The sequence below is a fragment of the Fischerella sp. PCC 9605 genome (genome assembly GCF_000517105.1).
Classification (GTDB): Bacteria; Cyanobacteriota; Cyanobacteriia; order Cyanobacteriales; family Nostocaceae; genus PCC9605.
The window spans coordinates 395320-421790 of record NZ_KI912149.1 but is presented as its reverse complement, the minus strand read 5'-3'; the positions used below and the strand labels follow the sequence as shown (position 1 = coordinate 421790).

23 protein-coding genes are annotated in these 26471 nt (G+C 43.5%); 10 read left to right on the top strand and 13 right to left on the bottom strand.

The genetic code is table 11. The features are described from left to right. Positions 1-20: 20 nt before the first annotated feature. Positions 21-698, top strand: a complete 678-nt coding sequence (gene purQ, locus FIS9605_RS0116755; RefSeq protein WP_026733634.1) for a phosphoribosylformylglycinamidine synthase subunit PurQ — start codon at positions 21-23, stop codon at positions 696-698. A 28-nt stretch (positions 699-726) separates the two neighbouring features. Here purQ and FIS9605_RS0116750 read toward each other — a convergent pair whose 3' ends face one another. Then, positions 727-1314 carry a Uma2 family endonuclease gene (locus tag FIS9605_RS0116750; protein ID WP_026733633.1) on the bottom strand — a complete coding sequence of 196 codons (588 nt, stop codon included), beginning with the start codon at positions 1312-1314 and terminating at the stop codon, positions 727-729. A gap of 356 nt (positions 1315-1670) precedes the next feature. Here FIS9605_RS0116750 and FIS9605_RS0116740 point away from each other — a divergent pair, with 356 nt between their 5' ends. Beyond that, a complete protein-coding gene (locus FIS9605_RS0116740) occupies positions 1671-2213 on the top strand; it encodes a pentapeptide repeat-containing protein (RefSeq protein WP_026733631.1) in 543 nt (180 codons plus the stop codon). Between the two features lie 49 nt (positions 2214-2262). On the opposite strand, the gene trpE is transcribed toward FIS9605_RS0116740, so the two are convergent. From trpE to FIS9605_RS0116725, 3 genes are all read right to left on the bottom strand, one after another. Next, complete coding sequence (trpE, locus tag FIS9605_RS0116735; protein WP_026733630.1) at positions 2263-3789, bottom strand: anthranilate synthase component I; 1527 nt, start codon at positions 3787-3789, stop codon at positions 2263-2265. Positions 3790-3911: 122 nt separating this feature from the next. After that, positions 3912-4340, bottom strand: coding sequence for a photosystem I reaction center subunit II PsaD (locus FIS9605_RS0116730; RefSeq protein WP_026733629.1), 429 nt, complete (start codon positions 4338-4340; stop codon positions 3912-3914). A gap of 171 nt (positions 4341-4511) precedes the next feature. Next, positions 4512-6524 carry a DICT sensory domain-containing protein gene (locus tag FIS9605_RS0116725; protein WP_026733628.1) on the bottom strand — a complete coding sequence of 671 codons (2013 nt, stop codon included), beginning with the start codon at positions 6522-6524 and terminating at the stop codon, positions 4512-4514. Positions 6525-8044: 1520 nt separating this feature from the next. On the opposite strand from FIS9605_RS0116725, the gene FIS9605_RS0116715 reads away from it, so the two are divergent. Then, positions 8045-9091: a glycosyltransferase family 4 protein gene (locus FIS9605_RS0116715; protein WP_026733627.1), complete on the top strand. Its 1047-nt coding sequence runs from the start codon at positions 8045-8047 to the stop codon at positions 9089-9091. A 795-nt stretch (positions 9092-9886) separates the two neighbouring features. After that, positions 9887-12184: an amylo-alpha-1,6-glucosidase gene (locus tag FIS9605_RS0116710; RefSeq protein WP_026733626.1), complete on the top strand. Its 2298-nt coding sequence runs from the start codon at positions 9887-9889 to the stop codon at positions 12182-12184. Positions 12185-12248: 64 nt separating this feature from the next. Here the strand turns inward: FIS9605_RS0116710 and FIS9605_RS0116705 are convergent, their stop codons facing one another. Together FIS9605_RS0116705 and FIS9605_RS0116700 are read right to left on the bottom strand one after the other, a co-directional pair. After that, positions 12249-12578, bottom strand: a complete 330-nt coding sequence (locus tag FIS9605_RS0116705; protein ID WP_026733625.1) for a DUF2973 domain-containing protein — start codon at positions 12576-12578, stop codon at positions 12249-12251. 195 nt (positions 12579-12773) lie between these two features. Further along, positions 12774-13112: a DUF2605 domain-containing protein gene (locus tag FIS9605_RS0116700; protein WP_026733624.1), complete on the bottom strand. Its 339-nt coding sequence runs from the start codon at positions 13110-13112 to the stop codon at positions 12774-12776. A 529-nt stretch (positions 13113-13641) separates the two neighbouring features. Here FIS9605_RS0116700 and thrS point away from each other — a divergent pair. From thrS to FIS9605_RS0116685, 3 genes are all read left to right on the top strand, one after another. Beyond that, the gene (gene thrS, locus FIS9605_RS0116695; RefSeq protein ID WP_026733623.1) at positions 13642-15489 is read left to right on the top strand and encodes a threonine--tRNA ligase; all 1848 of its coding nucleotides are present in this window, start codon (positions 13642-13644) and stop codon (positions 15487-15489) included. 66 nt (positions 15490-15555) lie between these two features. Next, entirely contained in the window at positions 15556-15744 is a 189-nt protein-coding gene (locus FIS9605_RS0116690) for a hypothetical protein (RefSeq protein ID WP_026733622.1), read from the top strand. Further along, positions 15729-16028 carry a type II toxin-antitoxin system RelE/ParE family toxin gene (locus FIS9605_RS0116685; RefSeq protein ID WP_026733621.1) on the top strand — a complete coding sequence of 100 codons (300 nt, stop codon included), beginning with the start codon at positions 15729-15731 and terminating at the stop codon, positions 16026-16028. The genes FIS9605_RS0116690 and FIS9605_RS0116685 overlap by 16 nt, the downstream gene beginning before the upstream one ends. Before the next feature lie 185 nt (positions 16029-16213). Here the strand turns inward: FIS9605_RS0116685 and FIS9605_RS0116680 are convergent, their stop codons facing one another. The 7 genes from FIS9605_RS0116680 to FIS9605_RS0116650 all read right to left on the bottom strand — a co-directional run bounded on the left by FIS9605_RS0116680 (position 16214) and on the right by FIS9605_RS0116650 (position 23069). Beyond that, a complete protein-coding gene (locus FIS9605_RS0116680; RefSeq protein ID WP_442854713.1) occupies positions 16214-16753 on the bottom strand; it encodes a GFA family protein in 540 nt (179 codons plus the stop codon). 57 nt (positions 16754-16810) lie between these two features. Further along, positions 16811-18421 carry an NAD(P)H-quinone oxidoreductase subunit 4 gene (locus FIS9605_RS0116675; RefSeq protein WP_026733619.1) on the bottom strand — a complete coding sequence of 537 codons (1611 nt, stop codon included), beginning with the start codon at positions 18419-18421 and terminating at the stop codon, positions 16811-16813. A 294-nt stretch (positions 18422-18715) separates the two neighbouring features. Beyond that, a complete protein-coding gene (locus tag FIS9605_RS0116670; RefSeq protein WP_197036066.1) occupies positions 18716-19228 on the bottom strand; it encodes a hypothetical protein in 513 nt (170 codons plus the stop codon). A gap of 90 nt (positions 19229-19318) precedes the next feature. Continuing rightward, positions 19319-20236, bottom strand: a complete 918-nt coding sequence (gene thrB / locus FIS9605_RS0116665; RefSeq protein ID WP_026733617.1) for a homoserine kinase — start codon at positions 20234-20236, stop codon at positions 19319-19321. A 373-nt stretch (positions 20237-20609) separates the two neighbouring features. Further along, entirely contained in the window at positions 20610-20960 is a 351-nt protein-coding gene (locus tag FIS9605_RS0116660; protein ID WP_026733616.1) for a DUF1257 domain-containing protein, read from the bottom strand. A gap of 140 nt (positions 20961-21100) precedes the next feature. Next, on the bottom strand, positions 21101-22612 hold the full coding sequence (ycf46, locus tag FIS9605_RS0116655) for a stress-responsive protein Ycf46 (RefSeq protein ID WP_026733615.1): 1512 nt from the start codon (positions 22610-22612) through the stop codon (positions 21101-21103). A 112-nt stretch (positions 22613-22724) separates the two neighbouring features. Next, positions 22725-23069: a hypothetical protein gene (locus tag FIS9605_RS0116650; protein WP_026733614.1), complete on the bottom strand. Its 345-nt coding sequence runs from the start codon at positions 23067-23069 to the stop codon at positions 22725-22727. A 365-nt stretch (positions 23070-23434) separates the two neighbouring features. On the opposite strand from FIS9605_RS0116650, the gene FIS9605_RS0116640 reads away from it, so the two are divergent. The 3 genes from FIS9605_RS0116640 to FIS9605_RS0116630 all read left to right on the top strand — a co-directional run bounded on the left by FIS9605_RS0116640 (position 23435) and on the right by FIS9605_RS0116630 (position 26353). Next, positions 23435-24589: an NAD-dependent epimerase/dehydratase family protein gene (locus tag FIS9605_RS0116640; RefSeq protein WP_026733613.1), complete on the top strand. Its 1155-nt coding sequence runs from the start codon at positions 23435-23437 to the stop codon at positions 24587-24589. A 12-nt stretch (positions 24590-24601) separates the two neighbouring features. Continuing rightward, on the top strand, positions 24602-24919 hold the full coding sequence (locus FIS9605_RS0116635) for a hypothetical protein (protein WP_035139903.1): 318 nt from the start codon (positions 24602-24604) through the stop codon (positions 24917-24919). Positions 24920-25219: 300 nt separating this feature from the next. Next, the gene (locus FIS9605_RS0116630; protein WP_026733611.1) at positions 25220-26353 is read left to right on the top strand and encodes a glycosyltransferase family 4 protein; all 1134 of its coding nucleotides are present in this window, start codon (positions 25220-25222) and stop codon (positions 26351-26353) included. Positions 26354-26471: the final 118 nt, after the last annotated feature.

Here is a 26471-nt window from a genome sequence, read left to right as displayed (position 1 = left end):
TGACCAATGACCATTGACTAATGACTAAATTCGGTGTAATTGTTTTTCCTGGCTCTAATTGCGATCGCGATGTTGCTTACGTCACCAGAGATGTGCTGGGACAACCAACTCGCATGGTTTGGCATCAAGAAACGGATATTGCCGATTTGGATGTGGTAATTATCCCTGGTGGGTTTAGCTACGGTGATTATTTGCGCTGCGGTGCGATCGCTCGCTTCTCACCTGTGATGCAGCAAGTTATCGAACATGTACAAAAAGGCAAGTTTGTCCTCGGTATTTGTAATGGATTTCAGGTATTAACTGAAGCAGGATTATTACCTGGAGCGTTGGTGAGAAATCGGGATTTGCATTTTATCTGCGATCGCGTTCCTTTGAAAGTCGAGCGTGGCGATTTAGCTTGGACGCAAACTTATGCTGCTGGTGAAATTATTACTTTGCCCATAGCCCACGGAGAGGGACGATTTTACGCCGATAAAGCGACATTATCAAAACTTGAAGATAACGGTCAAGTAGTGTTCCGCTACGAGGGAGAAAATCCCAACGGCTCAGTAAACAACATCGCCGGTATTTGCAATTCTACGGGCAACGTGTTGGGAATGATGCCACACCCAGAGAGGGCAGCAGATCCAGCATTGGGCGGTACGGATGGGTTGAAGTTGTTTGCTGGGTTAGTGGAGAAAGTTGCGGCGTTAGTGTAGTTACGTAGAGACGCGAAAGTTCGCGTCTCTACATAATTGTCGTTAAATCCAATAAAAATCCAGGTAATACATCCTCACCTGAGAGAGTAGAAGGATTTTCTAAAATCTCCACATCTCTACCTGGACGATAAATTTCGACTCGTCGCGCTTCCGCATCAATTAACCAGCCTAAACGTGCGCCATTTTCAATGTATTCTTGCATTTTCTCCCGAGTTTTATTCAGGGAATCACTAGGAGAACACAATTCCACTACAAAATCAGGACACAGTGGCAGAAATTTCCGTCTTTGTTCTCTGCTGAGAGACTCCCACCTTTCTATTGCGATCCAAGAAGCATCGGGAGAGCGATCGGCACCATTGGGTAGTTTAAAACCTGTTGAAGAGTCAAAAGCTTTACCTAATTTGTTCTGGCGGCTCCAGGCTTGAAGTTGATACGCTAGTTCAATATTACGATTGCCTGTTTCTCCTCCAGTTGGTGACATTATGATCAATTCCCCAGATGCGGTGCGCTCAAATCTCAAGTCGCGGTTATTCTGACAAAGCTGCCAAAATTGTTCGTCTGTTAGGTCGATTTTTAATTCTACGGTAGAGGGTAAGCTGATTGGCGGTGCTTCCATAGATTTACCTCAGCCTGACTTTTAATGCTTTCTAATTTAATTATTGGCAATTAGGGAAACACTTGTGTGATGGAAGGCGATCGCCAATTTTGGTTATAGGCGCGATCGCCCTTTTCCCTCTAACACTAATGGCTTACATCCACAGGAAAGATAGCTAGTATGCAAATTCTTGCCAAGGAAGGACGTGGATTAAGCAATGAATGCATCATGCTAAACAGAATACAAGGCGATGTAAAGATAACGCACCTAACTAGTAATAAATGGAGGTCAAATTTGACGGTGGATTATTCCTCTGCGCTGAAAATCTGCGCTCCTAAGCTGAGAAGTGCAGTAGAAACTTGTAGGAGGGGAAGACAATGAAAGCTTCTGAATTATTAGCACAATACGCTGCGGGTGAAAGAGATTTCACTGGCGTAGACCTAAGCGAAGCATACTTGGAAGGAGCTAACCTGAGTGAAGTAATTTTAGACAGAGCCATTCTTGATGGAGCCGATCTAAGGGGAGTTAATTTCAGTAAAGCTAGCCTGATTGAAGCGGACTTGAATGGAGCTAATCTAAATCAGGCAAATCTTACAGGAGCCAATTTGAATGGAGCTATCCTGGATGGAGCGATTCTAGAAGAAGCCATTTTGGATGGTGCTAATTTGAATCAGGCAAACTTGACAATAGCAAAGTTAATTGGCGCTTCTCTTAGTGAAGCTGAAATGCAGGAAGCTAACCTGAAAGCAGTTTCTCTAAATGAAGCCGATCTCAGCCACGCCGACTTAGCAAAAGCAGATTTAACCCAAGCGGATCTAAGCCAAGCAGAATTGGACGAAGTTAATTTAAATCAAGCTGACTTAAGTGACGCCAATCTAGAAGGAACAATCTTGGATGAAGATCAAAACCCAACAACTTGAAGTTGTAGGATAGGCAGTATCATCCATTCAGGTTTTACACAAAAAAGGTTCACAGCAAACAACGTATCGCTTCTAACAAACCTCTAGCCTTATTCAAAGTCTCTTCATACTCTCTTTCTGGCTCTGAATCAGCTACCAAACCCGCACCTGCTTGCACGGTTACAGTATTATTACGTACAACCATAGTCCGAATTGCTATAGCAGAATTCAATTGTCCTTCAAAATCGTAATATCCATATACACCAGAATACACACCCCGGCGAGAAGGCTCTAACTCATGTATTATTTCCATTGCCCGAATTTTGGGCGCGCCGCTAACCGTACCAGCAGGGAAACAAGCTTTGAGTAAGTCCCACGCAGTTTTACCAGGTGCTAATTTACCCACAACGTTGCTGACAATATGCATAACGTGAGAGTAGCGTTCAACTACCATTAATTCGTCTACTTTCACCGTACCGCTTTGGCACACGCGCCCCAAATCATTGCGCCCTAAATCAACAAGCATGACATGTTCGGCTATTTCCTTGGGGTCTTTGAGTAAATCCTCTGCTAAGGCTATGTCTTCCTGTGGTGTTTTACCGCGCGGGCGCGTACCAGCGATAGGACGTACTGTAGCGATTATCCCTTCTTCTGGATCGCGTTCGGCTTTTACCATTACTTCCGGACTGGAACCGATAATTTGCCAATCTTGGAAGTTAAAAAATGCCATGTAAGGAGAAGGATTAATCTGGCGCAGGGAACGATACAGGGCGAAGGGGTCACGTGTGTATTCTGTCGATAAGCGTTGGGAAATTACAACTTGAAAGATATCTCCAGCTTTGATGTATTCTTTGGCCTTTTTGACACTGGCACAAAATTCATCCCGCGTAAAATTACTTTTATACTCCTCTATTTCCCCTAATTTCCTATTCCCTGGCGGTTTCCACTCCAATAAGGTACTTTGAGGTGACAGGGGTAGAGATAGCTTGCTGACCATCTGAGTAACGCGATCGCACGCTTTTTCATATGCTGCCTGTAAAGACGCGCCATGGCGCGTCTTTACATCGCGCAAATCAGCATAGGCGATCGCCCAAATTTTGCGTTTGACTTGGTCAAAAATCAACAGGTGATCTACCTGCATCCACACACCATCAGGGATATTACGGTCGTCTTGCGGATGAATTGGCACACGGGGTTCTATCCACTGAATCAATTCATAGCCCCAAAACCCAAATAAACCGCCAATTCCTGGCGGTAATTGGGGTAACTTGACTGGGTAGTAAGGTTCCAAACACGTGGCTAAAGCTGTAAAAGGGTCGCCTTCAAATACAACTTGAGAACCATCGCGGAGTGTTTGGGTAGTGCAATCGCCCCTTGCTTCTAAAATCCACAACGGATCGCAACCCAATAAACTATAACGTCCTACTTTTTCCCCACCTTCTACCGATTCCAGCAAAAAACTGTAGGGTTGTCCAGCACAAACTTTATACCAAGCAGAAACTGGTGTATCTAGATCGGCTACCCATTCCTGATACACCGGCACAAAGTTACCACCTTTTGCTAACTCGGAGAATTGGGGGAAATCGGGGAAAATCATAAATAATCAATACTGGGGGATTAGGAACCAGGGAAAGCTAGAAACCTGGAGGATAAGTCTTAATATCTTATACTTCAGACTTCATACTACTCTAGTTCCCAATCCCTAATAACCCAAATTAACTATGGATTGGGAGCGTCGTAGGTAGCTGTGCCACTGAACTTGAGTTTAGAAGGCTCGGGATTCTCACCGATACTGCGGTCTACATAACGCACTTTCTCACGACCTTGGTTAACCTTCTCTGGGAAGACACCATCAGCCGGATGAATATAAGCGGTTTCTCCGTTGGGGTAAATCCGGTAAATTTTGTAGTCCGTGATTTTGAATTTCCGGAGTTGACCACCCAGAGCGATGCATTGCTCTTTACGAGCTAGATACAGCAAGTTCTCTCCTTGCCGCATAATGGCAGAGCCACCAGTAGGCATTTCAAAAACTTGCTGTTTTGGGCTAGTCCAAGTAATCGCGTACTTTTCTTCTACTTCTGCTTTTTTGAGCAAGCCGCCAGTGCTGCCGCCAAATACTGGAGTTTGTCCAGAAAGTGTTTCTGCCATAAAAGTTTCTCTCAACGTTTTTACGGCATACTAACACCGCAACTGGGGTTATATTGCGATTGTGTAAGGAACTGTAACAGTTTAGTTGTTTGTTGGTTGTTGGTTGTTGGTTGTTGGTTGTTAAGACACCAAACAACAAACACCAAACAACGAACAACAAATGACTAATGATTATTGACTCTTGACTTTTGAAGTCTTTTGCTCTTGACTTCCCTCAACGATGGGTATGGTGAAGTGAAATTCACTGCCCTGGTTTTTGCCATTTGATTCTGCCCAAATCTCGCCACCCCAGCCATTGACAATCTGACGGCAAATAGCCAACCCTAAACCTGTACCGCCGGTGCTACGCCGCAGCGCTCCCTCTTCCTGATAAAAGCGGTCAAAAACTACTTCTAGTCGATTAGGTTCTATACCTCGCCCCGTATCAGCGACAGTCACCTCGACCATTTGTTTGTTATTGCGAGTAGCCTTAATAGTAATCTGCCCTTCTGGTGGTGTAAATTTGCAAGCGTTATCTACGAGTTTTGCCAGTACTTCCACCAACCAATCACCATCAGCTCTGACCAAAGGCAGGTTGCGTGCAATTTCGGTTGTGATTTCGGGCAACTTATCAGTAGTCATGCGAGTGCGAATGCGGCTGAGTGCTAAATCTACACACTCTTGTAAGGTCAGAGATTCTGGATGCCATTCTACTCGCCCACTTTCTAAATTGGAAAGCGTGAGAAAATCTTGAATGAGTTTTCGCATCCGGTCTGAATCAGCAAGAGCTGTGTTCAGCATTACCTGCCGTAGTTCTAGAGGCATATCAGGTTCGCTGGCAAGGCTTTCCAAACACACTTGAATGGTGGATAGGGGTGTGCGGAGTTCGTGTCCGGTGATCGCGATCAGGTTGCTGCGGGTACGATCGAGGGCTTCTAGTTGCTGGTTCAATTCTTCTAGGTTAGCGTAGGCTTCAGCTTGGATGAGAGCTGCACCTATTTGGGTGGCGATCGCCTTTACCAAATCTAATTCCCCAGCTTGCCAATCATGGGGATTTTCACCGCAATAGTGCAATTCTACTATGCCTAACAACCGCCCCTGAAAAACCACTGGTTCCATTAGCCAAGAACGAATGGCAAATCTTTCCACTATCTGCCAAAGCGTTTTGGAACCACTTACCCGCGAGTCGTTGACAGTATCAGCAACACGGACGCCTTCACCCAGTAAAACCACTTCCTGAAACAGAGGATTGTTTTCTAATGGCCAGGCATGTCCCAAAAGTGATAAAACATCAAAACTTAAAAACTCGTGTTCAATGATAGCTTGGGTGTCTGTAGCTTGGGCGCGGTAGATGAGACAGCGACAAGCCCCTAGATGTTGTCCCAACTCTTGCGCCGCCACTTTCAAAATTTCTTGGGGATTGAGCGATCGCCTAATTGCGGTACTAATTGAATTGACAAGGCGTTCTTTACGGGCTTGGGCGGAGATGGAACGGTACGCTTTGTGCAATTTGTACTGGCTCGCTTGCAGGTATGTTACCAAACGCTGTACAAAGGGGTCTGTGTCAATGTCGCAAGCATATTCGCTCAGCTGTTGGCTTGCTTCTGCATCAATCTTGCGCCCCCCAATACCAAACCGCTGCCGTGCCTGCTCAATTTTACCTGCTAACTCCGGTCTATAAGCCAAAATTCTCTCGAATAATAATTCGGCTGCTTTGAGGCTAACTCCTCGTTCTGCCGTCCAAATTCCCTCAAATCTTCGCGCCGCGTCCATATCCAGACCAGGGCTTAACTCCCGCAGTTGCCTATTCTTGGCTAGAGAGCCAAGGCTTTCTCGGCAAACTAAACAAGTAGCATAGTTTTGGGCAATTACTACCAAATGCCACTCTTGACTCAAAGCATCATCTGGCTCAAAAGCTATCTTTTCGTAGTACTCCGAGCTGTTCGTAAAATCAGTTTCTGGTGCGGATAATACGTATATTTGATTACTTCGCAGGGCAAGCCGTTGATAGCGATGAGCCTCCTGGCGATAGAATCGCTCTCGTTGAAAGCTAGCAATCACCAAGGGCTGCTCTAAAGTGGCGGCCAATACCTGATCCTCCATCGCATGGGACAGCGCCGTTAGCGAAGCTTTGAAATATAGTTGGGGCCGCAGGTGGGGCAAGGCCTGTAGCATATCGCTCAGCACGGAAGTTGAAATGCTCATGAACGTCCTAAAGGAGCCACAATCTGGACATTATCCACGTCACAGCTGCATTGTACAAATTACAACGGACTTTCAAATCAAGCAGATGGTTGCAATATGTAAAGAATGGTGACATGGTTCTGTCACCTAACCCTACCTTACAGGAAGCACCCATAAGGGCGCTAAGCGTACAGCATGGGAAATGAGCGTGACTCTTGCCATTGCAAGCGGAAATAGGTCTAACTTTGTTTATACTTCACAAGATGTCGCGACACAAAATTTTTTCAAACCCAAAAAACACTATATTCCAGAAAAACAGATGATTTGACATTACCGCAAAAATGACAAGTTTTAGGACTGGGAAAGCAACTGTCAGCAAGCATGAGTTTAGAATCACAAAATTAGTATTTCCATGACTATTGTCTGCTGAAATTGTACAAGCTCTCACGAATGATTGCTTTCGCTAACCTGCCGTTAACTAACATCCTACAGATATAAGGTTCTATTACTTGTTGATGAGGGTTGAGTTTGATTTTGATTTTCAATTCAAGTCGCAACCTTTAGAAACCTCTAACTCTGAAAAACTGTTTCTAATTTGTTTTCTGATGTGAGGCACAAAGAGCTTTTCATATTTTTACCTCTGTTCTGGTAGAAGCGGGCTATTGAGCAAAACAGGGTAATTTCCAAGTTTTAGTTAAGTACTTTAAAACTGATTGGAAGCGCTAAGGTGCTTACCATCCATCAAAATTTTCGTTCTTAATTGGCTAAATAGAAAACATCAAAATACTTAGTAATTTACCATGTCTGCTTTATTTTCAAGCCTGTATATCTGATATTTTTTGACACGCTAAAATAGACGAAATCCTTACCATATAGGGTTTTTAAAATTTCGCTTACCTTCTTCTACTCAAGACAGTTCCACATTATAAATTATCACAAATCAAAGTATAAAAATCCATCTTTATCATTCCCTACACTCTATCTCCTATTTCCTATTTTCAAGATAGACACCCATTAAGTCCGTAACAAAATACATGAAAATCCTTGTATTTTCAACTTTATGGCTTCTGTATCCTTTTGATCTTGCTCAGCTTTAATCAAATGTATAAGCTTTTACCTTTTGTATTTTTAATTCCTCTGTAACGCCCATTTGTTGTTGCGATCGCCTTTGTTTATGCAGCATATTGCTAATTAAATCTATTTCAGGTAATATTACTTTATCGTCAATATTTCGTCAGAAATCTTAAAAACATGTGATATAATGCAAACTTACATCCTTTACTCAGAGTATTGATTTAAGTCTGCAATTACTACTGAGTAGGATTAGCATAACTATTGCTAGAAAAAGCCTTGATGGGAAGGAAGATGATATCTATAGAGTTTTTGAAAAGACAAGTATGCAGCTTAATTTAGTTCCACCATCAGGACTAGCAAAATTCGACATAAGGCATAGTATGTTTGCCCGGGCTTGAAAATATTTAGTTTTGTGCGATCGCATTTTTTAGGGCAAATGTGCTAATAATTACCTGCATAGGTGAAACATGAGAATTGCTCAAATTTCTCCTTTATGGGAGCGTGTTCCCCCCTTTCGTTACGGCGGTACCGAACTAATTGTCAAATTAGTTACGGATGAATTAGTTCGGCGCGGTCATCAAGTCACTTTATTTGCTTCTGGTGACTCGATTACTAAAGCAAAGCTTCACTCAGTTCATAACAAGGCTTTACGGCTTGACCCCAACATCAAAGAGGCAAACATTTACGAGCAGATGTTGCTGAGTGAGGTTTACCAAAACGCGCATCATTTCGATATCATTCACTCTCACATTGGTTATCCCGTTCTTCCTTACACAAGTTTTACCAAAACACCCACAGTGCATACGATGCACGGGATTTTCACACCCGATAACGAAAAAATGTATCGCCGCTATGCTAAACAGCCCTTCATCAGCATTAGCGAAGCACAGCGAGAACCGCGTTTGGGTCTAAACTATATCCACACTGTCTACAACGGTATAGACACAGCCGTCTATCCCTTCTTTGGCGAACCTGCACAACCTGCTTACCTCGCCTTTGTAGGCCGAATTTCTCCGGAAAAAGGGCCAACACAAGCAATTAAAGTCGCTCTTGCTAGTGGGCTGCCCTTGAAAATGGCAGGCAAAGTTGATGTGGTTGACCAGGAATTTTTTAAAGAGCAAGTCGAACCACTCATTGATGGCGAACAAATTCAGTACTTGGGTGAAATTTCCCACGAAGATAAAGTTAAACTCTTGGGTGGTGCAACTGTTACTTTGTTCCCTATCAATTGGCGAGAACCTTTTGGTCTGGTAATGATTGAGTCGATGGCAACGGGTACACCTGTAGTTGGCATGGCGTTAGGTTCAGTACCAGAAGTGATCGCCCACGGCAAAACTGGTTTCGTTTGCCACTCACTAGAACAAATGATTGAGGTTATACCAGACGCCACAAAACTAGATCGTCAAACTTGTCGAGAATACGTTGTTAGTCGCTTTAGCGTCGAAACAATGACCGATCAGTATGAAAGGGCCTACGAGATGGTACTCAACTCCCAGCTGAAATTTGCTAGCTAACAACCTAAAAGTCTGAGCAAATTTAGTTTTTACAAGTCAACCTTCTGTGGGGTGGTCGAAAAGTCCACCCCATAGATCTGGGTAAGCGAGATGCCTTAACGATGAAGAACATCTATACTATAGTTTTTGTTCTAATTAGCTGTTGTATCTAAAATAAATTACTAAAAATCGTATATACTATGTTGAATTAAAAATTAAGACAGATATTCTAGTATAAAAATTTCTATGATTTTTTAAATATTAGATAAATAAATATAAATAGTAATTCATATCAGTGCTTTTGCTCTAATTTTTATGGATATCCGTACATTAACTACAGTAATACTAAATGATTCATGAGAATTTAGTTTGTGTCTTTTCTTTGTGTCAGACCCTGCGGCAAGGCAAGTAAAGTACACGGCAGTCGCATCTTGCACTCGCAGGGCGTAGCCCTTATCGTAGAGTAGCTGCTTGTGGGTGTCTACATAGATGAACTTCCAAGACCCTACTGTCTAGTCCATGTGGCTTGTTTGATAAGAAAATCCTAATACTCAAATAGGATTTCCATATATATTCAATTCAAATAAAGAGGTGAAAGTTCCTATTTTTCCCTCATTTTTATCTGTACGAATTTTTAACTATACAATTATAAAGATTTGATGATGTGCCTTTGATGCTTCTCCTCCTATTATCTAAATGTGATTATTATTTATCTTTGGTTACATAATTCCAAAGATTTTTCCAGAGCGTCTTTTTTCCTGTTGACGCGAAACTAACAGAGAAGAAAATATAGACTTGTACACGGAATACTGGCTGATGACACCGGATACACTGACGACACCGGAAAGGATTTTCCTGGACGGAAAAACTTTTGTTCCTGCGGAACTAATACCTATCTCTGAATGGCCTTGCGTTATAAGTGAAAGACCGCAGCCGACACTGACGGTTAAAGATGATGATTTATTTTTAGTTACAGATACTCTAGGTAATATCTCTGGGTGTTCGCTCAACGATGGCAACCCCAGCATGGGCTTTTTTTGCGCCGATACTCGATTTTTGAGTCGATTGGAGTTGCAGGTTGATGGGCGATCGCCTGTTTTATTAAGTAGCACAGCTGACAAGGGCTTTTCACTTTCTGTTTTGTGTACAAATCCGAAAATAGACGATCGCCTCCAAGCTGACACAGTCGGAATTCGCCGAGAATTCGTGCTAAATGGAGCACTATTTGAAGAAATAGAGATATCGAATTATAGCACGAGTACAATCAACTTTGAACTCAGTATCAGCTTCGATGCTGATTTTGCCGATTTATTTGAAGTCCGGGGCTTTGACAGGCAAAAACGAGGCAGAATTTTACGCCAAGTAGAACCGACGCTTGAGGAAGGAGTAGCAGTTACAGGTGACGGCGCTTCGCCTCCACAACTCCACCTCAGCGCATCCACAGACAAAGCCTTAACGCTGGCTTATCAGGGTCTGGATGGTTTCGTCATGGAATCTCGGATCAATTTCCAGCATCGCCTACCAGACTATTTCAAAGGCTACACCGCAGTTTGGCAATTCGAGCTAGCTTCCCACGAAAAGCAAAAGCTGGGCTACCGAGTCAGTATGTTGACAAATAATAAGCCTAGTTCTACCGTTAGCGCTCCTGTTACCTTAGGTCAGGCAAAAGCCGCTGAGACAATGGAGGAGCAAAACTGGGTGCAGCAAATTACCAGCATTCGCACGGACGAAAAAGGTGTTTTCAACCGAGTGATTGAGCGTGCAGAGCAAGACATGTATTTGTTGCGCCAGTCTTTTGGCAAGCACAAAACTGTTTCTGCTGGAGTACCTTGGTTTTCCACACTATTTGGGCGGGATTCAATCATTACAGCTTCCCAAACCTTGATGTTAAATCCCCAAATTGCCAAAGAAACTCTGATTCTCTTAGCTCAATACCAAGGTAAAGTCGAGGATGATTGGCGCGAAGAGGAACCAGGTAAAATACTCCACGAGTTGCGGTTGGGCGAATTGGCTCGGTGTGGAGAAGTTCCCCACACACCTTACTACGGTACAGTGGATGCTGCTCCCCTGTGGCTGATGCTATATGCCGAGTACTATGCATGGACTCACGATTTAGAAACCCTAGAACAACTGTGGTCGAATGCACTAGCGGCTATGGATTGGATAGATCGCAACATGAAAGATACAGGCTATCTCAGCTATTACCGTAAATCAAAGCGCGGTCTTGCTAACCAAGGCTGGAAAGACTCTGGTGATTGTATTGTCAACCGCAAGGGAGACCTTGCTAACGGCCCAATTGCCCTTTGTGAAGTGCAGGGTTACGTTTATGCAGCAAAAATACGGTTAGCAGAAATTGCGAGGATGAAGAAGCGGCTGGATCTGTCAGATCGCTGGCTAGAAGAAGCAAGAAATTTGAAACTGCGTTTCAATAGAGATTTTTGGATGGAAGACCAGGATTTCTGCGCCCTGGCTTTAGATGGAGATGGCAAGCAAGTAGATAGTATTAGCTCAAATCCAGGTCACTGTCTGCATTTAGGCATTTTCACCCCAGAAAAAGCTTACAGCGTGGCAGAGCGGTTGCGTGCACCAGATATGTTTAACGGTTGGGGCATTCGTACCCTGAGTAGTTTGTCGCCAGCTTATAATCCGATGGGGTATCACATTGGTTCTGTGTGGCCCCATGATAATTCTTTGATTGCGATGGGATTGCGATCGCTCGGTTTAGTCGATCAAGCCTTGGAACTTTTTGAAGGTTTATTCGACATGACTAGAAAGCAGCCTTATCATCGTCCTCCAGAACTGTTTTGTGGCTTTGAGCGCATTAGTGATGATAGTGCGCCTGTGCAGTACCCAGTTGCCTGTACCCCCCAAGCTTGGGCTACTGGCAGTATCTTTCAATTGCTGCAAATGATGGTGAATCTAGTACCGGATGCTCCCAACAACTGCTTGCGAATTATCGACCCAGCTTTACCAGAGTCTATTCATCGTCTGTCGCTGCACAACTTGCGAGTTGGCCCTACTATCCTCGATTTAGAATTCGAGCGTTCAGGTAGCACGACAGCTTGTCGCGTCGCCAAGAAACGCGGTAATCTGCGGGTGGTTATCGAAGCCTAAAAAATGATGAATGCTGAATTATGAATTATGAATTTTTTATCATTCATAATTCATAATTAATCTTTTAGCTTTCCTCCTGGCTTTCGCTTTTATTTCCCGGCGAAGCTTCGTAAAGAGCATCGAGTTGTTGACGGGCATCATCAACGTTGATCGAACGCATCACTAATAAAGGTTCTTTAATGATATTGCCCGAGCTATCTAACAATTCCGGATGGGGTGTGAACGACCTTCTAGATGCAGGATAGGGGTAATTACCTTGATTCGCCATTGACGAGTACCTTGCCGGATAATTTCGGTCTCTGTCAAAACTAAACATGATTAAATTGCGAATCAAGTTGGCAACAGCTATAAAGGCAAGAATGGTAAAAACAAGAATGTAAAGCAGATGTAACATCGGGTTTTCCTCCAGGGGCAGCAAATTTTAAAACTTTTGTTGCAACGATTCGCCTAGCCTGAAGCTAGAACGAAAACCTAAACCTCTGTTTGTGTGCCTATATTTGCGGTAATTATGCGGATAATGCGAATTTAAAGTTTGATAAGATACATGATTTTGTTAAGCGAGAAATGCTGTTAAGGAATTTTCTTCAATTTATATGCCGTCTTGCTGCTGCGGATTTGCGTTTTCAGTACGGAAGTGCGTTGCCACCTTCCAGCATTCTGATAGCAATTGATGCCAAGGCATTAAGGTTGCCATATCAATCCCAACTTGTCCTTCCGTTACGTTAAACAGCATTGTTGCCGCGTTCACTTCTTCTTGGGCTTGCTTGACTCGTTCTAGCAAGGCAGATTGCTCCTGGCTACTCAAAAAAGAAAGTTGCTCTGTTTCCAGAAAATTACGCGATCGCGCAAACCAGTATTGAAAATCTTCCAGTAGTGGTTGCAAAACTGTTTTTAGCAACTCAGTCTCTGGTAAATTCGAGTCTCGCATAATTGACAAGCATATTTCTAACTTTCTTACTAATATTAACGCGATTTACGATTCTTAATATTTAGAAATTATCATGTTTAAGTTATAAACATTAAAAAATCTGTAACAAGAGCTACATTATTAGTATTATATATATCTATAAGAGCTTTTGTACATAACCTTGGGGCAGAGACTTTAGATATTTTTTGAGTTTGCAGGAAAAATCGAAATAGTATTAAGTAAATAATTACAGTTTAAAAAAGGTAAGATTTTTAGAATTTCTATCAAAATTAATATAGACACTTGCCTACATCACCACAACGCATGAAATGGAGAATAGGGCATTGGATATCGGAAATTGAGCATTGGGAATAGAGATTTAACGATTATCTTTGCCCAATGCCCATTGCCCATTGCCCACCCTATAGGAAGCCCTCTTACGAGCATCTACTGCATAGAAGCTTTCTTTTCAAGATCGAGCGTTGGATGACATCGGGGTCGTTAATATATAGTCAGTCGAATAAGTTACACGCAAGCAATTACTTCGCCAATGGATCAGCCGCCAATGTCGTCTTCTGAACACCCTAATCAACCAGAACAACCTGAAAAAAAAATTTATTTGCCGCGTACAAGTGAATCTGAAAAGCTGAAAAAAATCCGCCACACAACATCCCACGTAATGGCGATGGCAGTGCAAAAGCTGTTTCCCAAGGCGCAAGTCACAATCGGCCCGTGGATTGAAAACGGCTTTTACTATGATTTTGATAATCCAGAGCCATTTACCGACAAGGATCTCAAAGCCATCAAGAAAGAGATGGATAAGATTATCAATCGCAAATTGCCTGTTATTCGAGAAGAAGTAAGCCGCGCCGAAGCAGAACGCCGGATTAAGGAGATTAACGAACCTTATAAGTTAGAAATCCTGGCAGATATCAAAGAGGAACCGATTACAATCTACCACCTGGGAAATGAATGGTGGGATTTGTGCGCCGGGCCGCATCTAGAAAACACCAAAGAGTTAAACGCAAAAGCGATTGAATTAGAAAGCGTTGCTGGCGCTTACTGGCGTGGGGATGAAACCAAAGCGCAACTACAACGCATCTACGGTACTGCTTGGGAAAACCCAGAACAACTAGCAGAGTACAAGCGGCGTAAAGAAGAAGCACTGCGACGCGATCACCGTAAACTTGGTAAAGAACTGGGATTGTTTATATTTTCTGACTTAGTGGGGCCGGGATTGCCGCTGTGGACGCCTAAAGGAACTCTCCTACGCAGTCTTTTGGAAGATTTCCTCAAGCAAGAACAACTCAAGCGCGGTTATTTACCAGTGGTAACGCCACATATTGCCAGAGTCGACTTATTCAAGACTTCTGGGCACTGGCAGAAATATAAAGAAGATATGTTCCCAATGATGGCAGAAGATGAAGAAGCCCAAGCCCAAGAAATGGGCTTTGTCCTCAAGCCAATGAATTGCCCTTTCCACATCCAAATATATAAAAGTGAGTTACGCTCCTATAGAGAATTACCGATGCGGTTAGCGGAATTTGGCACTGTCTATCGTTACGAACAATCTGGAGAATTAGGGGGTTTAACGCGGGTGCGCGGTTTCACAGTCGATGATTCGCACCTGTTCGTAACGCCAGAACAGCTAGATAGCGAATTCCTCAATGTCGTGGATTTGATTCTGTCGGTATTCAACAAACTGCAACTGAAGAACTTTAAAGCCAGACTCAGTTTCCGCGATCCAACTAGCGATAAGTACATTGGTTCCGATGAAGTTTGGGATAAAGCCGAAAATGCCATTCGCCGCGCTGTCGAACACTTGGGAATGAATTTCTTTGAAGGTATCGGGGAAGCAGCTTTCTATGGTCCCAAACTCGACTTTATTTTCCAGGATGCCTTAGAACGAGAGTGGCAATTAGGAACAGTGCAGGTGGATTACAACTTGCCAGAAAGATTTGATTTAGAGTATGTCGCCGAAGATGGTTCTCGCAAACGTCCGGTAATGATTCACCGTGCGCCTTTTGGTTCCTTGGAAAGACTTATCGGTATCTTAATCGAAGAGTACGCGGGGGATTTCCCCTTGTGGTTAGCGCCTGTGCAAGTCAGATTACTGCCAGTTAGTGAAGTCCAGTTAGATTTTGCCAAAGAAGTAGCAGCGAAAATGAGAGCCCAAGGGATTCGTGCGGAAGTAGATACCAGTGGCGATCGCCTAGGTAAACTTATTCGCAATGCCGAAAAAGAGAAGATCCCCGTGATGGCTGTGGTAGGAGCCAAAGAAGTTGAAACTAATTCTTTGAGCATCCGCACTCGTGCAAATGGGGAGCTGGGAACTATCGCTGTTGGCGAAGTTTTAGATAAGATAAAGGAAGCAATAACTAACTTCGAGAATTTTTAACAGCATCTAGGGTGGGCAATGCCCACCCAAATAGTATTGCAATATAAATTTACTAGAAATTAAATTATGAGTTCTACCAAACAAAAGATACAATCTCTTTTGAAGCAGTTACCTGATAATTGTTCAATTGAAGATGTCCAATACCATTTGTATGTCATTGAAAAAGTCCGTCGCGGTTTAGAAGTAGCCGATCATCAAGGAACAAGAATGCAAAATGAGGCCGAAGAACGATTGAACAAATGGCTTATCAAGTAGAATGGTCTCCCAAAGCATTAGAAGATGTAGAAGCAATTGCCATATATATAGCTCGTGACTCGCCTTCCTATGCTGCGACAGTAGTAAAAAAGATACTTGACACAAGTGTCAACTTAAGTAAAGCTCCTTTTTCCGGTCGCATTGTACCAGAGTTCGGCAACGATCAGATCAGAGAACATTTGGCGTACAGCTATCGAATCCTCTATCGCATTCAGGGAGATATTGTCACTGTTGCCGCAGTGATTTATGGAAAGAAACTGTTGGATAAATTTGAAATCGATTGAGACGATAACATATGACCAGAAACCAGTAAACCTCAAAAAGAGTTCAACAGAAAAACATACAACCGGATAAACACAGAGAAAAATTCCGTATGTGTTTATCCGGTATTTATTGTGTTTTTTGTGAAAATGCGAAATAGCTAACACCAATTTGAAAAAGGCTTACGCCTACAGGTTCCTACCAAAATTTAAGAATGCTGTTGTGTCCATTGTTCCCACAATGGATGCACATCTTCTGGCTGTCCCTCATAATTGAGCATCTGATCGGAAATTAACATCCAGGGCTGGGCGCTACGTGTCCAAATATTACCCACAGGACGTAACCAACTTGTATCATCTAAAGTTCCAGCTTTGACGTTGATTGTCTGTTGATTGTAAGCTCGGTCATGAAACAATCGTGTTCCGCAGTTGTCGCAAAACAGACAAGTCACCTCACGTCCACTATCGGCTTTACGAGTCCAGGATTTGGGTTGTCCTTGGATTATGACAACAGCATCTCGTTCGACTGTGAGAGACATGCCAAAGGCACTAGATGATTGTTTCTGACATTCCTTGCAATGGCATAGATAGAGGGTTAACGGTTCTGCACGAATTTCATAACGAATCTGTCCACATTGACAGCCTCCAATGTATGAAGCACTCACAGCTTGCTCCCCATTAAATTGCGCTGCTGCTTGATTGTAGCGAAAACTTCCCCAATATTGAAATAGTTGTGGGGGCGATCGCAAAATCACCCCCACCCTATTTTTCTACGATTATTTAGTAGCACCAGTCCTGTGAAATATTTATTCAGCGATATTAACCAAACTTGCAGCTTGTGAATTAGCTAATGTTGGCGCAGTAATAATAGTGGAATATAAACTAGATGGTTGTTGCTTGGCGACGATTGGTAGAAACTGGCGAGCATGAGCAGCAACTTCTACAGTCTTGACATCATAGGTTTGTGTTGCCAATTTTGGATACAAGCCGATACCGATGATGGGAAGGAGCAAGCAAGCAGTGATAAACAATTCGCGGGGTTTGACATCGGGTACGATCGCATCCAGATGTAGCTGTGTACTCTGTTTGCCGTAGAATACTTGGCGCAACATCGACAGTAGATAAATTGGAGTCAAAATCACACCCACAGCAGAGAGCAGCACAACCACAACTTTGAAACTGGAACTGTAAACATCACTAGTAGCGATACCGAGGAATACCATCAACTCCCCTACAAAGCCACTCATTCCGGGTAATGCCAGAGAAGCCATAGCACCGGCGGTAAACAGAGCAAAGGTTCTGGGCATGACTTTTGCTATACCACCCATTTGATCCATCATCAAAGTGTGAGTGCGCTCGTAGGTTACACCAGAGAGGAAGAACAAACTAGCAGCAATCAAACCGTGGGAAATCATTTGCAGTACAGCACCGCTCATACCAATTTCTGTATAGGAAGCGATACCAACCAGCACAAATCCCATATGCGCAATCGAAGAGTAAGCTAAGCGACGCTTGAGATTAGTCTGAGCGAAGGCGCAGCAAGCACCGTAGATAATGTTGACTATACCCAAAACTGCTAAGACTGGGGCAAAGACAACATGAGCATCGGGCAACATTTCCATGTTGATGCGGATGAGCACATAACCACCCATTTTCAACAACACACCAGCCAAAATCATCGAACCGGGTGCAGAAGCTTCGCCGTGAGCATCAGGTAGCCAAGTATGGAGAGGGAAAATCGGCAATTTGACGCCAAAGGCAATTAAGAAACCGGCATAAACGAGAAGTTCTAAGACTTGAGGATATTGCTTCATTCCCAGAGTCGCCATATCGAAGCTGACGGTGTCTCCGGAGAATGCCATTGCAAAAGCTGCTATTAGGATAAATATTGAAGCAAGGGCGGTGTAAAGAATGAATTTAGTAGCTGCATAACGGCGCTTTTGTCCTCCCCAGATGGAAATCAACAGGTACACAGGCACCAATTCGATTTCCCACATTAAGAAGAACAATAGTAAATCTTGAGCGACGAATACGCCGATCTGGGCGCTGTACAACACCAGCATCAAACCATAAAATAAACGCGGCTTGTTGGTCACTTTCCAAGCCGCGAAGATTGCGAGGGTGTTAATTAAGCCTGTTAGCAGTACCAGTGGCATTGACAAACCATCGACTGCTACAGACCAGTTCAAACCCAACTGCGGTATCCAGGGATATTTTTCTACTAGTTGGAATGCTGAACTTTGAAAATCGTAGTGATGCCAAAAGGCATAAATCATTAAGGCAAAATCTGCTAGTGCTACTCCCAGACCATACCAGCGGGCGGTTTTTCCTTCTTTATCTGGGATGAGGGGGATGGCTAAGGCTGCCACCAAAGGCAAGAGAATTATGGTTGTTAACCAGGGAATTTGGGCAATCATCACTGACAATCGTTTTTCATTTTTGCTTTTAATTACATTATATTAAGCAGTTCATAGTTTTGTAAACGTTATTTATCCCTAGAAATTTAAATTTTCAGCATAGTTAGTAATAAATACTTATGAAGAATTGCCAAAATCCATTCTAGATGTAAAGTTTTGCTAAGTCAACAAAAAACGGTAGCTTACGCTACCGTTATAAATCTTAATATCAACTTTCTGAAGGAGAATATCATCTCGTAACGATGAATTTTCGCTATTTACACCAAACTATAGAGAAAACTAATCACTCATTTGTTAAACAATACGGTTGACAATAGTCCACACATCTCCATCGGAACGAACATGGGGAACCGAAATCGTTTTGAACCCAGTAATAAACGGTTTGTAGTATACCTGCCAGTAAAGCGGACTCAGCTCATCGGCACAAGCCTTGAGACTGCGTATTTCTGCTGCGAGTTCCGCAGCTAGCTGATTGATGCGCTCTGCGTGAACCTGGGCAACTTTTTTCGCCTCTTCTAGCTGCTCCTGTAGAGAAAGTTGTTTTGCTTGTGCTTGCCAATGCTGCAACTGGTCTTGTTTTTGCGCCAATTGATCTTCTAGGGCAGCGATCGCATCATCTATCCCCTTCAATTCTGCAAATAATTGAGCATTTTCCCTCGCGTGACGACGGTAAGCTTCAGCGATGGCCTGGGGTGAATCATTCTCCGGAGGCGTGATGTTGACGCTAATAGAGGCACGTTCTTGGCGCAGAACCTCAATCTGAGAGCGAAGCGCTACAATTTCTGTTTGAATTTGCTCTATTGTCATTTGTCTTTTGTTGTTTGTTGTTTGTTATTTGTTGTTTGTTAGTTATTCGAACCAACCACCAACTACTAACTAATAACCAATGACCAATGACTAAAAAAAGCTTCTTGCTCCTTGATTATCAACTTTAAGCGATCGCACTACAGGGGAAATTCCTTCAGATTGCCAAGCTGTTGCCATCGCTGTCGCCACAGCTTCAGAATGGGCTATATCCGTTAAAGCCAATAGGGTTGGGCCCGCACCACTAATCACCATACCGTAAGCACCAGCAGCAACAGCAGCTGCATTCACAGCATCGTATCCTTTAATCAATGCTTTCCGAAAAGGCTGATGTAACTTATCTTGTAAAGCAGCTCTTAACCAATCTCCTCTACCAGTCTCCAAACCACGCAACAATAAACCCAGATGCGCCGTATTAAAAATCGCATCTGCGCGACTCACTTCTTTTGGCAATACTCGCCGCGCCTCTTTTGTGGAAAGCTCAAAATCAGGAATTGCCACTATTGGTACTATCTCCTCATGCCAAGGAACCTCACAAATTTCCCAACCTGCATTACTAGTAGCAGCCAGACGACAACCCCCCACGAAAGCTGGGACAACATTATCCGGGTGTCCTTCCATTGCGATCGCCAACTCCATCACCTGCGACTGACTCAGAGGTTCACCCGCCAACACATTAGCACCAACTAAACCACCAACAATTGCCGTCGCCGAACTACCCAAACCCCTTGCTAGCGGTACACCTAGCTTGATATCAATTTGCACGGGTGGCGGAGCTTGCCCCAGGTATTCATATAACTTTACGAATGCCTGGTAGAGCATATTACTCTCATCAGTTTGAACTCGTTCAGCCTCCGCACCCGTGACGGTAATTGTCACCTTTTCCTGAGTGTGAGTTGTGAACTTGAACTCGTTGTACAGCGTTAAAGCTGCACCGATACAATCAAACCCCGGGCCTAAATTCGCAGTTGTAGCAGGAACAGTTACAGATACAGAATCAACAGCAAACATTGAAAAAAATAACTAATCAATCAACCAGCATCTCACGTAAATGATTGATTTGCTCATTAGTCATGCCATATAAATTGGTTATGGTCTAGTCACTATCTCTCCATCTCGTCCAAACTCACCGAATCAAAAGTGCGATCGCTAATAAATTTAGAAACCCGGTAACATTCTGTAAACCGGGTTTTAAATCAAAAAAAACTAAAATTGCTATTAAAAAATGTTAAATTCAAAATGGGCAAGCAAAATTTCTGCTTGCCCAAAAGAAAAGTAGCTGTAAATAAACAAGGACTGGCAATAACTCCAGTCCGGAAAAAAGCGGGCTAACCGCTATTAACTTGGTTAACCCGTGCAGCTTTGGGAACGCGCAGAGAAATAATTATTGCAATACCAACTTAACGTTGGCATTTTGCAAACCGCGCTGTTTTACTTCAGCCAGGGTCTTGTTAACAGCATACTTCTGGTTGATGGAGTTGATCAGTTCGGTCTGATTGTGCTTCTTAGCAACGCCCCACAGGTCTGCGATGAGATCAAAAGAACCATCACTGTTGCGAGACCAACCGAGGTCATATTCGCCTTCCAATACTGCTACAATGTCAGAACGAACACGCTGGCCATTGTAACCACGAACATCAGCTTCGGTCTTTACGGTGATACCGAGGTCGCGCAAGGACTGCTTGAGGATTTCGGCATCGGTAATTTTGGTACGCAGAGTGCTAAAATGAGACATTTGGGTTTCCTCCAAAGAGAATAGAGAAAAAGGACAACGGTTTGGTTTTCACAGAAGCCGCGTTTAGCTTGACGCGGTTTTTTTGTAACTGCTAGCATCTGCTGCTAGCCTTTCCCCCCTGTCTTTACAAGGGAAAGCTTTTAAAACTCCATTCGCTGATATTCAGCAACGGAGGCTGCGGCGGGTCGCGCACGCTGTCTAGCCCAGTCTCTCAAAGCTGTTACTTGTTCTTGCATCGTACGAGACAGCGGCAATGTCGCTTTTATCGCAGCAATAATATCTAACTGGGTGAACTCTCGATCTTGGGCGAAAGCTTCGTACATCGCCGCCACGATCGCTTGTTCAATTTCAGCCCCAGAAAAGCCTTCTGACATCTTGGATAATTGTTCAAGGTCAAACCTAGAGATGTCATTACGGCGCTGACTCAAGTGGATCGTAAAAATGTCTTGTCGTTCCTCCGGAGTTGGCAGATCCACAAAGAAAATTTCGTCAAAACGACCTTTCCTCAAAAATTCCCCTGGCAATCTCTCTACTCGGTTGGCAGTTGCCATTACAAATACTGGGGACTTTTTCTCTTGCATCCAGGTGAGGAAAGAGCCAAATATCCTGCTAGAAGTACCACCATCAGAATCAGAAGAACCCGTACTACCAGCAAAGGATTTATCTAATTCATCGATAAATAGAATGGCAGGGGAAATAGATTCAGCGGTTTTCAAAGCATTCCGCAAATTGGCTTCCGAACGTCCTACCATCGAGCCATCATAGACCCGTCCCATATCTAAACGCAGCAGTGGTAAACCCCACAGTCGAGAGGTGGTTTTGGCAATCAAAGACTTACCGCAACCTGGAACCCCCAATATCAACATACCCTTTGGCTGGGGTAGACCATATTCCCGTGCTCTTTCTGTAAAAGCGTTAGAGCGCTGCTTCAACCATTTCTTCAATTCTTCCAAGCCGCCAACCGCGTCAATGGTTGCATCTTCCTCTATGTACTCTAATATACCATTGCGCCGAATTAGCTGTTTTTTCTCTGATAAAACTATATCTACTTCTTCTTCCGTCAAACGCCCAGTCGTTACTTGCGCTTTTCTGTATACTTTCTCAGCCTCGTCTTTAGTTAATCCTAAAGCTGCTCTGAGAAGTTTTTCTCGTGCCTCTGTTGTCAACCTTCGTCCACGATTGTGCTCTAGATGGTGAGTCAAAACTTTATTTAACTCACCCATATCTGGAAGTGCAAAGTCAAGAACAACAACTTCTTTTTCCAGTTCGATTGGCACTTGCTGCATCGGCGACATCAAAAGTATAGTCTTTTGGCTGCCTTTGAAGCTAGCGATCGCATCACGTAAAGATCTTGTTGTCGCAGGCGCATCAATAAACGGATGTAAATCTTTAAGAATAAATATACCTGGTTCTCTGTGCCGGATAATCCAATCAATCGCCGCTTCCGGTGAAACCGTATTGTGCTGGCTTACATTCCGGGGTTGACCATACTCTACGATGCCATGAGTTACTGTCCAAACGTATACTCGCCTTTGCGGCTTTGACGATTGGGCGATTGTAGAAATTGCCTGCTCAGCCCGCTCTTCCTCGGAGGTCACAAGGTAGATTAAAGGGTATTGAGCTTGAATGAGGATGTTGAGCTCTTCTTTCATACATCGACCTACTTGAGACCTTTTTTACAGACACTCCAGACATCGCTGTTGGTAAAGATGGCGGAATTATGAATGCATAAATATAAATGTTTATGTCTTCGTAATTCCGAATTTAGCAAGGAACTAATTCTTCCTCACCTTTGGGATGGGCTTGCTCTGTTTCCATCTCTTCCACTGGCAGATGCTCTTGATCAATGATTCCCGGTTGTTTGCCCAAGGCAACCAATTCCCCGTCCTTTACAACTAGTGAACTTTCACAATTTGGACAGGTGTAAACTCTGTGAGTTTTGCCATAGGTAGATACTTCATCTACCATTTCTGAGTTTGCCAGGTAGAAAACGAGAGCGCGTTCGGCAAGCTCTGACATAGGTTCAGAATCGACTGCTGAACGTATCTTCAGTTTTCTGTGCAGTTCTGGCGATAAATACAAAGTAACCTTTTGCTTATTAGCTTGCATAACTCTGTTAACGGTCTTACCCGGGTATGTTTCTTACGATATCGACTCCTGTTTTGGTTGTCAAGACAGTAAAACGTTTTGACGGCATTTTTGCAACAATTATTTACAAATGGTTGGTGGGTAGTGGTTAGTGGTTAGTAGTTAGTGGGCACTCTTGCAATGGGCAAGGCGCATGGGGCAAAGGAACTGGAGAAGTAAAAAGTAAAAAGGTAAAAGAAAAAATTCTTTCTTTTTACTTTTAGCTTTTAACTTTTGACTTATTTTTGCCCAATCCCCAATCCCCAATTCCCAATCCCCAATCTTCATGGTCAAGAGGTGACATAAACCTGATAGATTTAGCTATCAGCGAGTAAAAACTGGTGAAAATGAAAGTCCTGGTTATTGGTGGCGATGGCTATTGCGGTTGGGCAACCGCACTTTACCTTTCTAATCGAGGTTACGAAGTTGGCATTCTAGACAGTTTGGTGCGGCGACACTGGGATAACGAACTGGGTGTAGAAACTCTCACTCCAATTGCGCCAATTCAGCAACGCATCCAGCGCTGGCAAGATTTGACTGGTAAATCCATCGATCTGTTTGTTGGCGATATCACTAATTACGAGTTTCTCCAAAAAGCACTGCACCAATTTGAACCAAATGCTATTGTGCATTTTGGCGAACAGCGTTCAGCTCCATTTTCCATGATTGATCGCGAACACGCAGTGATGACGCAGGTCAATAACGTTGTCGGTACACTGAATTTGCTGTACGCGATGAAAGAAGATTTCCCAGATTGCCACTTGGTGAAGCTAGGAACAATGGGTGAATACGGTACACCCAACATAGATATAGAAGAAGGCTATATCACTATTGAACACAACGGACGTAAAGATACCCTGCCTTATCCCAAGCAACCTGGTTCAATGTATCACCTAAGCAAAGTCCACGACAGCCATAATATCCACTTTGCTTGTCGGATTTGGGGACTGCGGGCAACAGACTTAAATCAGGGTGTGGTTTATGGCGTCTTAACCGAAGAAACCGGAATGGACGAACTGTTAATTAACCGTCTTGATTACGATGGTGTGTTTGGGACAGCACTGAACCGCTTCTGTATCCAAGCAGCGATTGGACATCCCCTGACTGTTTATGGTAAAGGCGGACAAACGCGTGGATTTTTGGATATTCGGGATACGGTGCGATGTATTGAATTAGCGATCGCCAACCCAGCTCAGCCTGGTGAATTTCGCGTGTTTAACCAATTTACCGAACTATTTAGCGTTGGCGACTTGGCAATGATGGTGAAAAAAGCCGGAAATGCGATGGGACTGAATGTGGAAGTTAATAATCTGGATAACCCCAGAATTGAAAAAGAAGAACATTACTTCAACGCCAAAAATACAAAGCTGCTGGATCTGGGTTTACAGCCTCACTATCTCTCTGATTCCCTACTTGATTCTCTGTTGAACTTTGCGATCAAATATCAAAACCGAGTCGATAACAACCAAATTTTGCCGAAAGTGACTTGGCATCGTAAATAGCAAAGCATGAAGATGCGATCGCTTGTTCTGTTTGTGTTTGTTGTACTGCCCGGTGTGGCATTTAGTAGTGTTAGTATCTACTACCTACTTCCCGAATGGGCAGTACTAGATGCTGCTTACAAAAATTACCAGCAAGTAGCGAAGTCTCCATCTGCAACGATGCGTGACTTACTTGTTGCTGAAGCAGCAGAAAACAGACACAGAATAAATTGCTTTGCTGAAGGAGTCGGAGTGTTGTTAGGTGGGGTAATAACAGCCATTGGCATTCATGGAATTTGCACCTACCTAACAGTCAAACTTGATTTAAATGATACTTTCAACCTAGGGTAAACTTTGAACGAGGCTAACCACGGAACTCTATTTCAAGTAAATTGCTGGTCTAAAACTGAAAAATGGTCGTCAGATTCTCCCACTGTATGACGACCAGTAAACGTTTGATTATCGGGTGTATTGTCTGCCTAATGGTCATTTTGTTGCCACCAACGGCTATTCTGAGCAAAGAAGAATAGAGGACAAAGTGACTGTGGGGAATTGCTTGTAGCCCGCCAGACGGTTTACGCTGTGAATGATGCAGAAATTACCCAGACGCTGAGATTATTTGAACACACTGCCTGTACTGAATCATATTTTATGAGGATAGCTTTATTCACCGAAACCTTTCTGCCCAAGGTTGACGGCATTGTAACGCGCTTGCGCCATACCATTGAACATTTACAACGCAGTGGCGATGAAGTACTAGTGATTTGTCCTGATGGTGGCATCAGTGAATACAAAGGAGCGCAAATATATGGTGTGTCCGGCTTTCCTCTACCGCTGTATCCAGAGTTAAAAATGGCACTGCCCCGCCCAGCAATTGGTTACATTTTGGAACAGTTTCAGCCAGATATTATTCATGTAGTAAATCCAGCGGTTTTGGGATTGGCTGGTATATTCTATAGCAAAATACTCGATATTCCCTTAGTGGCTTCTTATCATACCCATTTGCCTCAATATCTCCAGCACTATGGTTTGGGAATGCTAGAAGGCTTGCTGTGGGAATTACTGAAAGCAGGTCACAATCAAGCAGCTTTAAATTTGTGTACCTCTACAGCGATGATGGAGGAACTAACAACACACGGCATTGAAAGAGTGAATTTGTGGCAGCGGGGAGTCGATACAGAAACATTTCATCCTAGCTTAGCCAGTCAACAAATGCGATCGCGTTTATCGCAAAATCACCCAGATAGTCCCCTACTGCTTTACGTTGGGCGTCTTTCTGCCGAAAAAGAAATTGAGCGCATCAAACCAATATTAGAAGCTATTCCTGAAGCGAGACTGGCACTAGTGGGAGATGGCCCCCAGCGCCAAGCCTTAGAAAAGCATTTTGCTAATACAAACGCTCATTTTGTTGGCTATTTGGTTGGTCAAGAATTAGCTTCGGCATTTGCTAGCGCTGATGCTTTTATCTTTCCTTCCCGTACAGAAACATTGGGCTTAGTATTGCTAGAAGCCATGGCCGCAGGGTGTCCGGTAGTAGCAGCCCGTTCCGGTGGTATTCCTGATATTGTGACAGATGGTGTAAATGGATACCTTTTTGAACTAGATGCAGGTGACGAGGGGGCGATCGCTGCTACGATTCGTTTGTTAGAGATGAAACAAGAACGAGAAACTATTCGTCAAAATGCCCGTCGAGAAGCAGAACGTTGGGGATGGGCAGCTGCCACTCGCCAATTGCAAGATTATTATCAGAAGGTCATCTACTCTGAATTACCGAAAGCAGCTTAAAGGGGACTGGGGACTGGGAACTGAGGATTAGGAGAAGGGGGAGACAAGGGAGAAAAAATGCTTCCTTGTCCTCCTTCCCTTTCGTTGTCCTCCTTGTCTCTCTAATCCCCGATACCCA

Excerpts from the sequence above, each read along its gene's own strand:
- purQ (WP_026733634.1), top strand. The coding sequence starts at position 21 with ATGACTAAATTCGGTGTAATTGTTTTTCCTGGCTCTAATTGCGATCGC.
- FIS9605_RS0116750 (WP_026733633.1), bottom strand. The coding sequence starts at position 1,314 with ATGGAAGCACCGCCAATCAGCTTACCCTCTACCGTAGAATTAAAAATC.
- FIS9605_RS0116740 (WP_026733631.1), top strand. The coding sequence starts at position 1,671 with ATGAAAGCTTCTGAATTATTAGCACAATACGCTGCGGGTGAAAGAGAT.
- trpE (WP_026733630.1), bottom strand. The coding sequence starts at position 3,789 with ATGATTTTCCCCGATTTCCCCCAATTCTCCGAGTTAGCAAAAGGTGGT.
- FIS9605_RS0116730 (WP_026733629.1), bottom strand. The coding sequence starts at position 4,340 with ATGGCAGAAACACTTTCTGGACAAACTCCAGTATTTGGCGGCAGCACT.
- FIS9605_RS0116725 (WP_026733628.1), bottom strand. The coding sequence starts at position 6,524 with ATGAGCATTTCAACTTCCGTGCTGAGCGATATGCTACAGGCCTTGCCC.
- FIS9605_RS0116715 (WP_026733627.1), top strand. The coding sequence starts at position 8,045 with ATGAGAATTGCTCAAATTTCTCCTTTATGGGAGCGTGTTCCCCCCTTT.
- FIS9605_RS0116710 (WP_026733626.1), top strand. The coding sequence starts at position 9,887 with ATGACACCGGATACACTGACGACACCGGAAAGGATTTTCCTGGACGGA.
- FIS9605_RS0116705 (WP_026733625.1), bottom strand. The coding sequence starts at position 12,578 with ATGTTACATCTGCTTTACATTCTTGTTTTTACCATTCTTGCCTTTATA.
- FIS9605_RS0116700 (WP_026733624.1), bottom strand. The coding sequence starts at position 13,112 with ATGCGAGACTCGAATTTACCAGAGACTGAGTTGCTAAAAACAGTTTTG.
- thrS (WP_026733623.1), top strand. The coding sequence starts at position 13,642 with ATGGATCAGCCGCCAATGTCGTCTTCTGAACACCCTAATCAACCAGAA.
- FIS9605_RS0116690 (WP_026733622.1), top strand. The coding sequence starts at position 15,556 with ATGAGTTCTACCAAACAAAAGATACAATCTCTTTTGAAGCAGTTACCT.
- FIS9605_RS0116685 (WP_026733621.1), top strand. The coding sequence starts at position 15,729 with ATGGCTTATCAAGTAGAATGGTCTCCCAAAGCATTAGAAGATGTAGAA.
- FIS9605_RS0116675 (WP_026733619.1), bottom strand. The coding sequence starts at position 18,421 with ATGATTGCCCAAATTCCCTGGTTAACAACCATAATTCTCTTGCCTTTG.
- FIS9605_RS0116670 (WP_197036066.1), bottom strand. The coding sequence starts at position 19,228 with ATGACAATAGAGCAAATTCAAACAGAAATTGTAGCGCTTCGCTCTCAG.
- thrB (WP_026733617.1), bottom strand. The coding sequence starts at position 20,236 with ATGTTTGCTGTTGATTCTGTATCTGTAACTGTTCCTGCTACAACTGCG.
- FIS9605_RS0116660 (WP_026733616.1), bottom strand. The coding sequence starts at position 20,960 with ATGTCTCATTTTAGCACTCTGCGTACCAAAATTACCGATGCCGAAATC.
- ycf46 (WP_026733615.1), bottom strand. The coding sequence starts at position 22,612 with ATGAAAGAAGAGCTCAACATCCTCATTCAAGCTCAATACCCTTTAATC.
- FIS9605_RS0116650 (WP_026733614.1), bottom strand. The coding sequence starts at position 23,069 with ATGCAAGCTAATAAGCAAAAGGTTACTTTGTATTTATCGCCAGAACTG.
- FIS9605_RS0116640 (WP_026733613.1), top strand. The coding sequence starts at position 23,435 with ATGAAAGTCCTGGTTATTGGTGGCGATGGCTATTGCGGTTGGGCAACC.
- FIS9605_RS0116635 (WP_035139903.1), top strand. The coding sequence starts at position 24,602 with ATGCGATCGCTTGTTCTGTTTGTGTTTGTTGTACTGCCCGGTGTGGCA.
- FIS9605_RS0116630 (WP_026733611.1), top strand. The coding sequence starts at position 25,220 with ATGAGGATAGCTTTATTCACCGAAACCTTTCTGCCCAAGGTTGACGGC.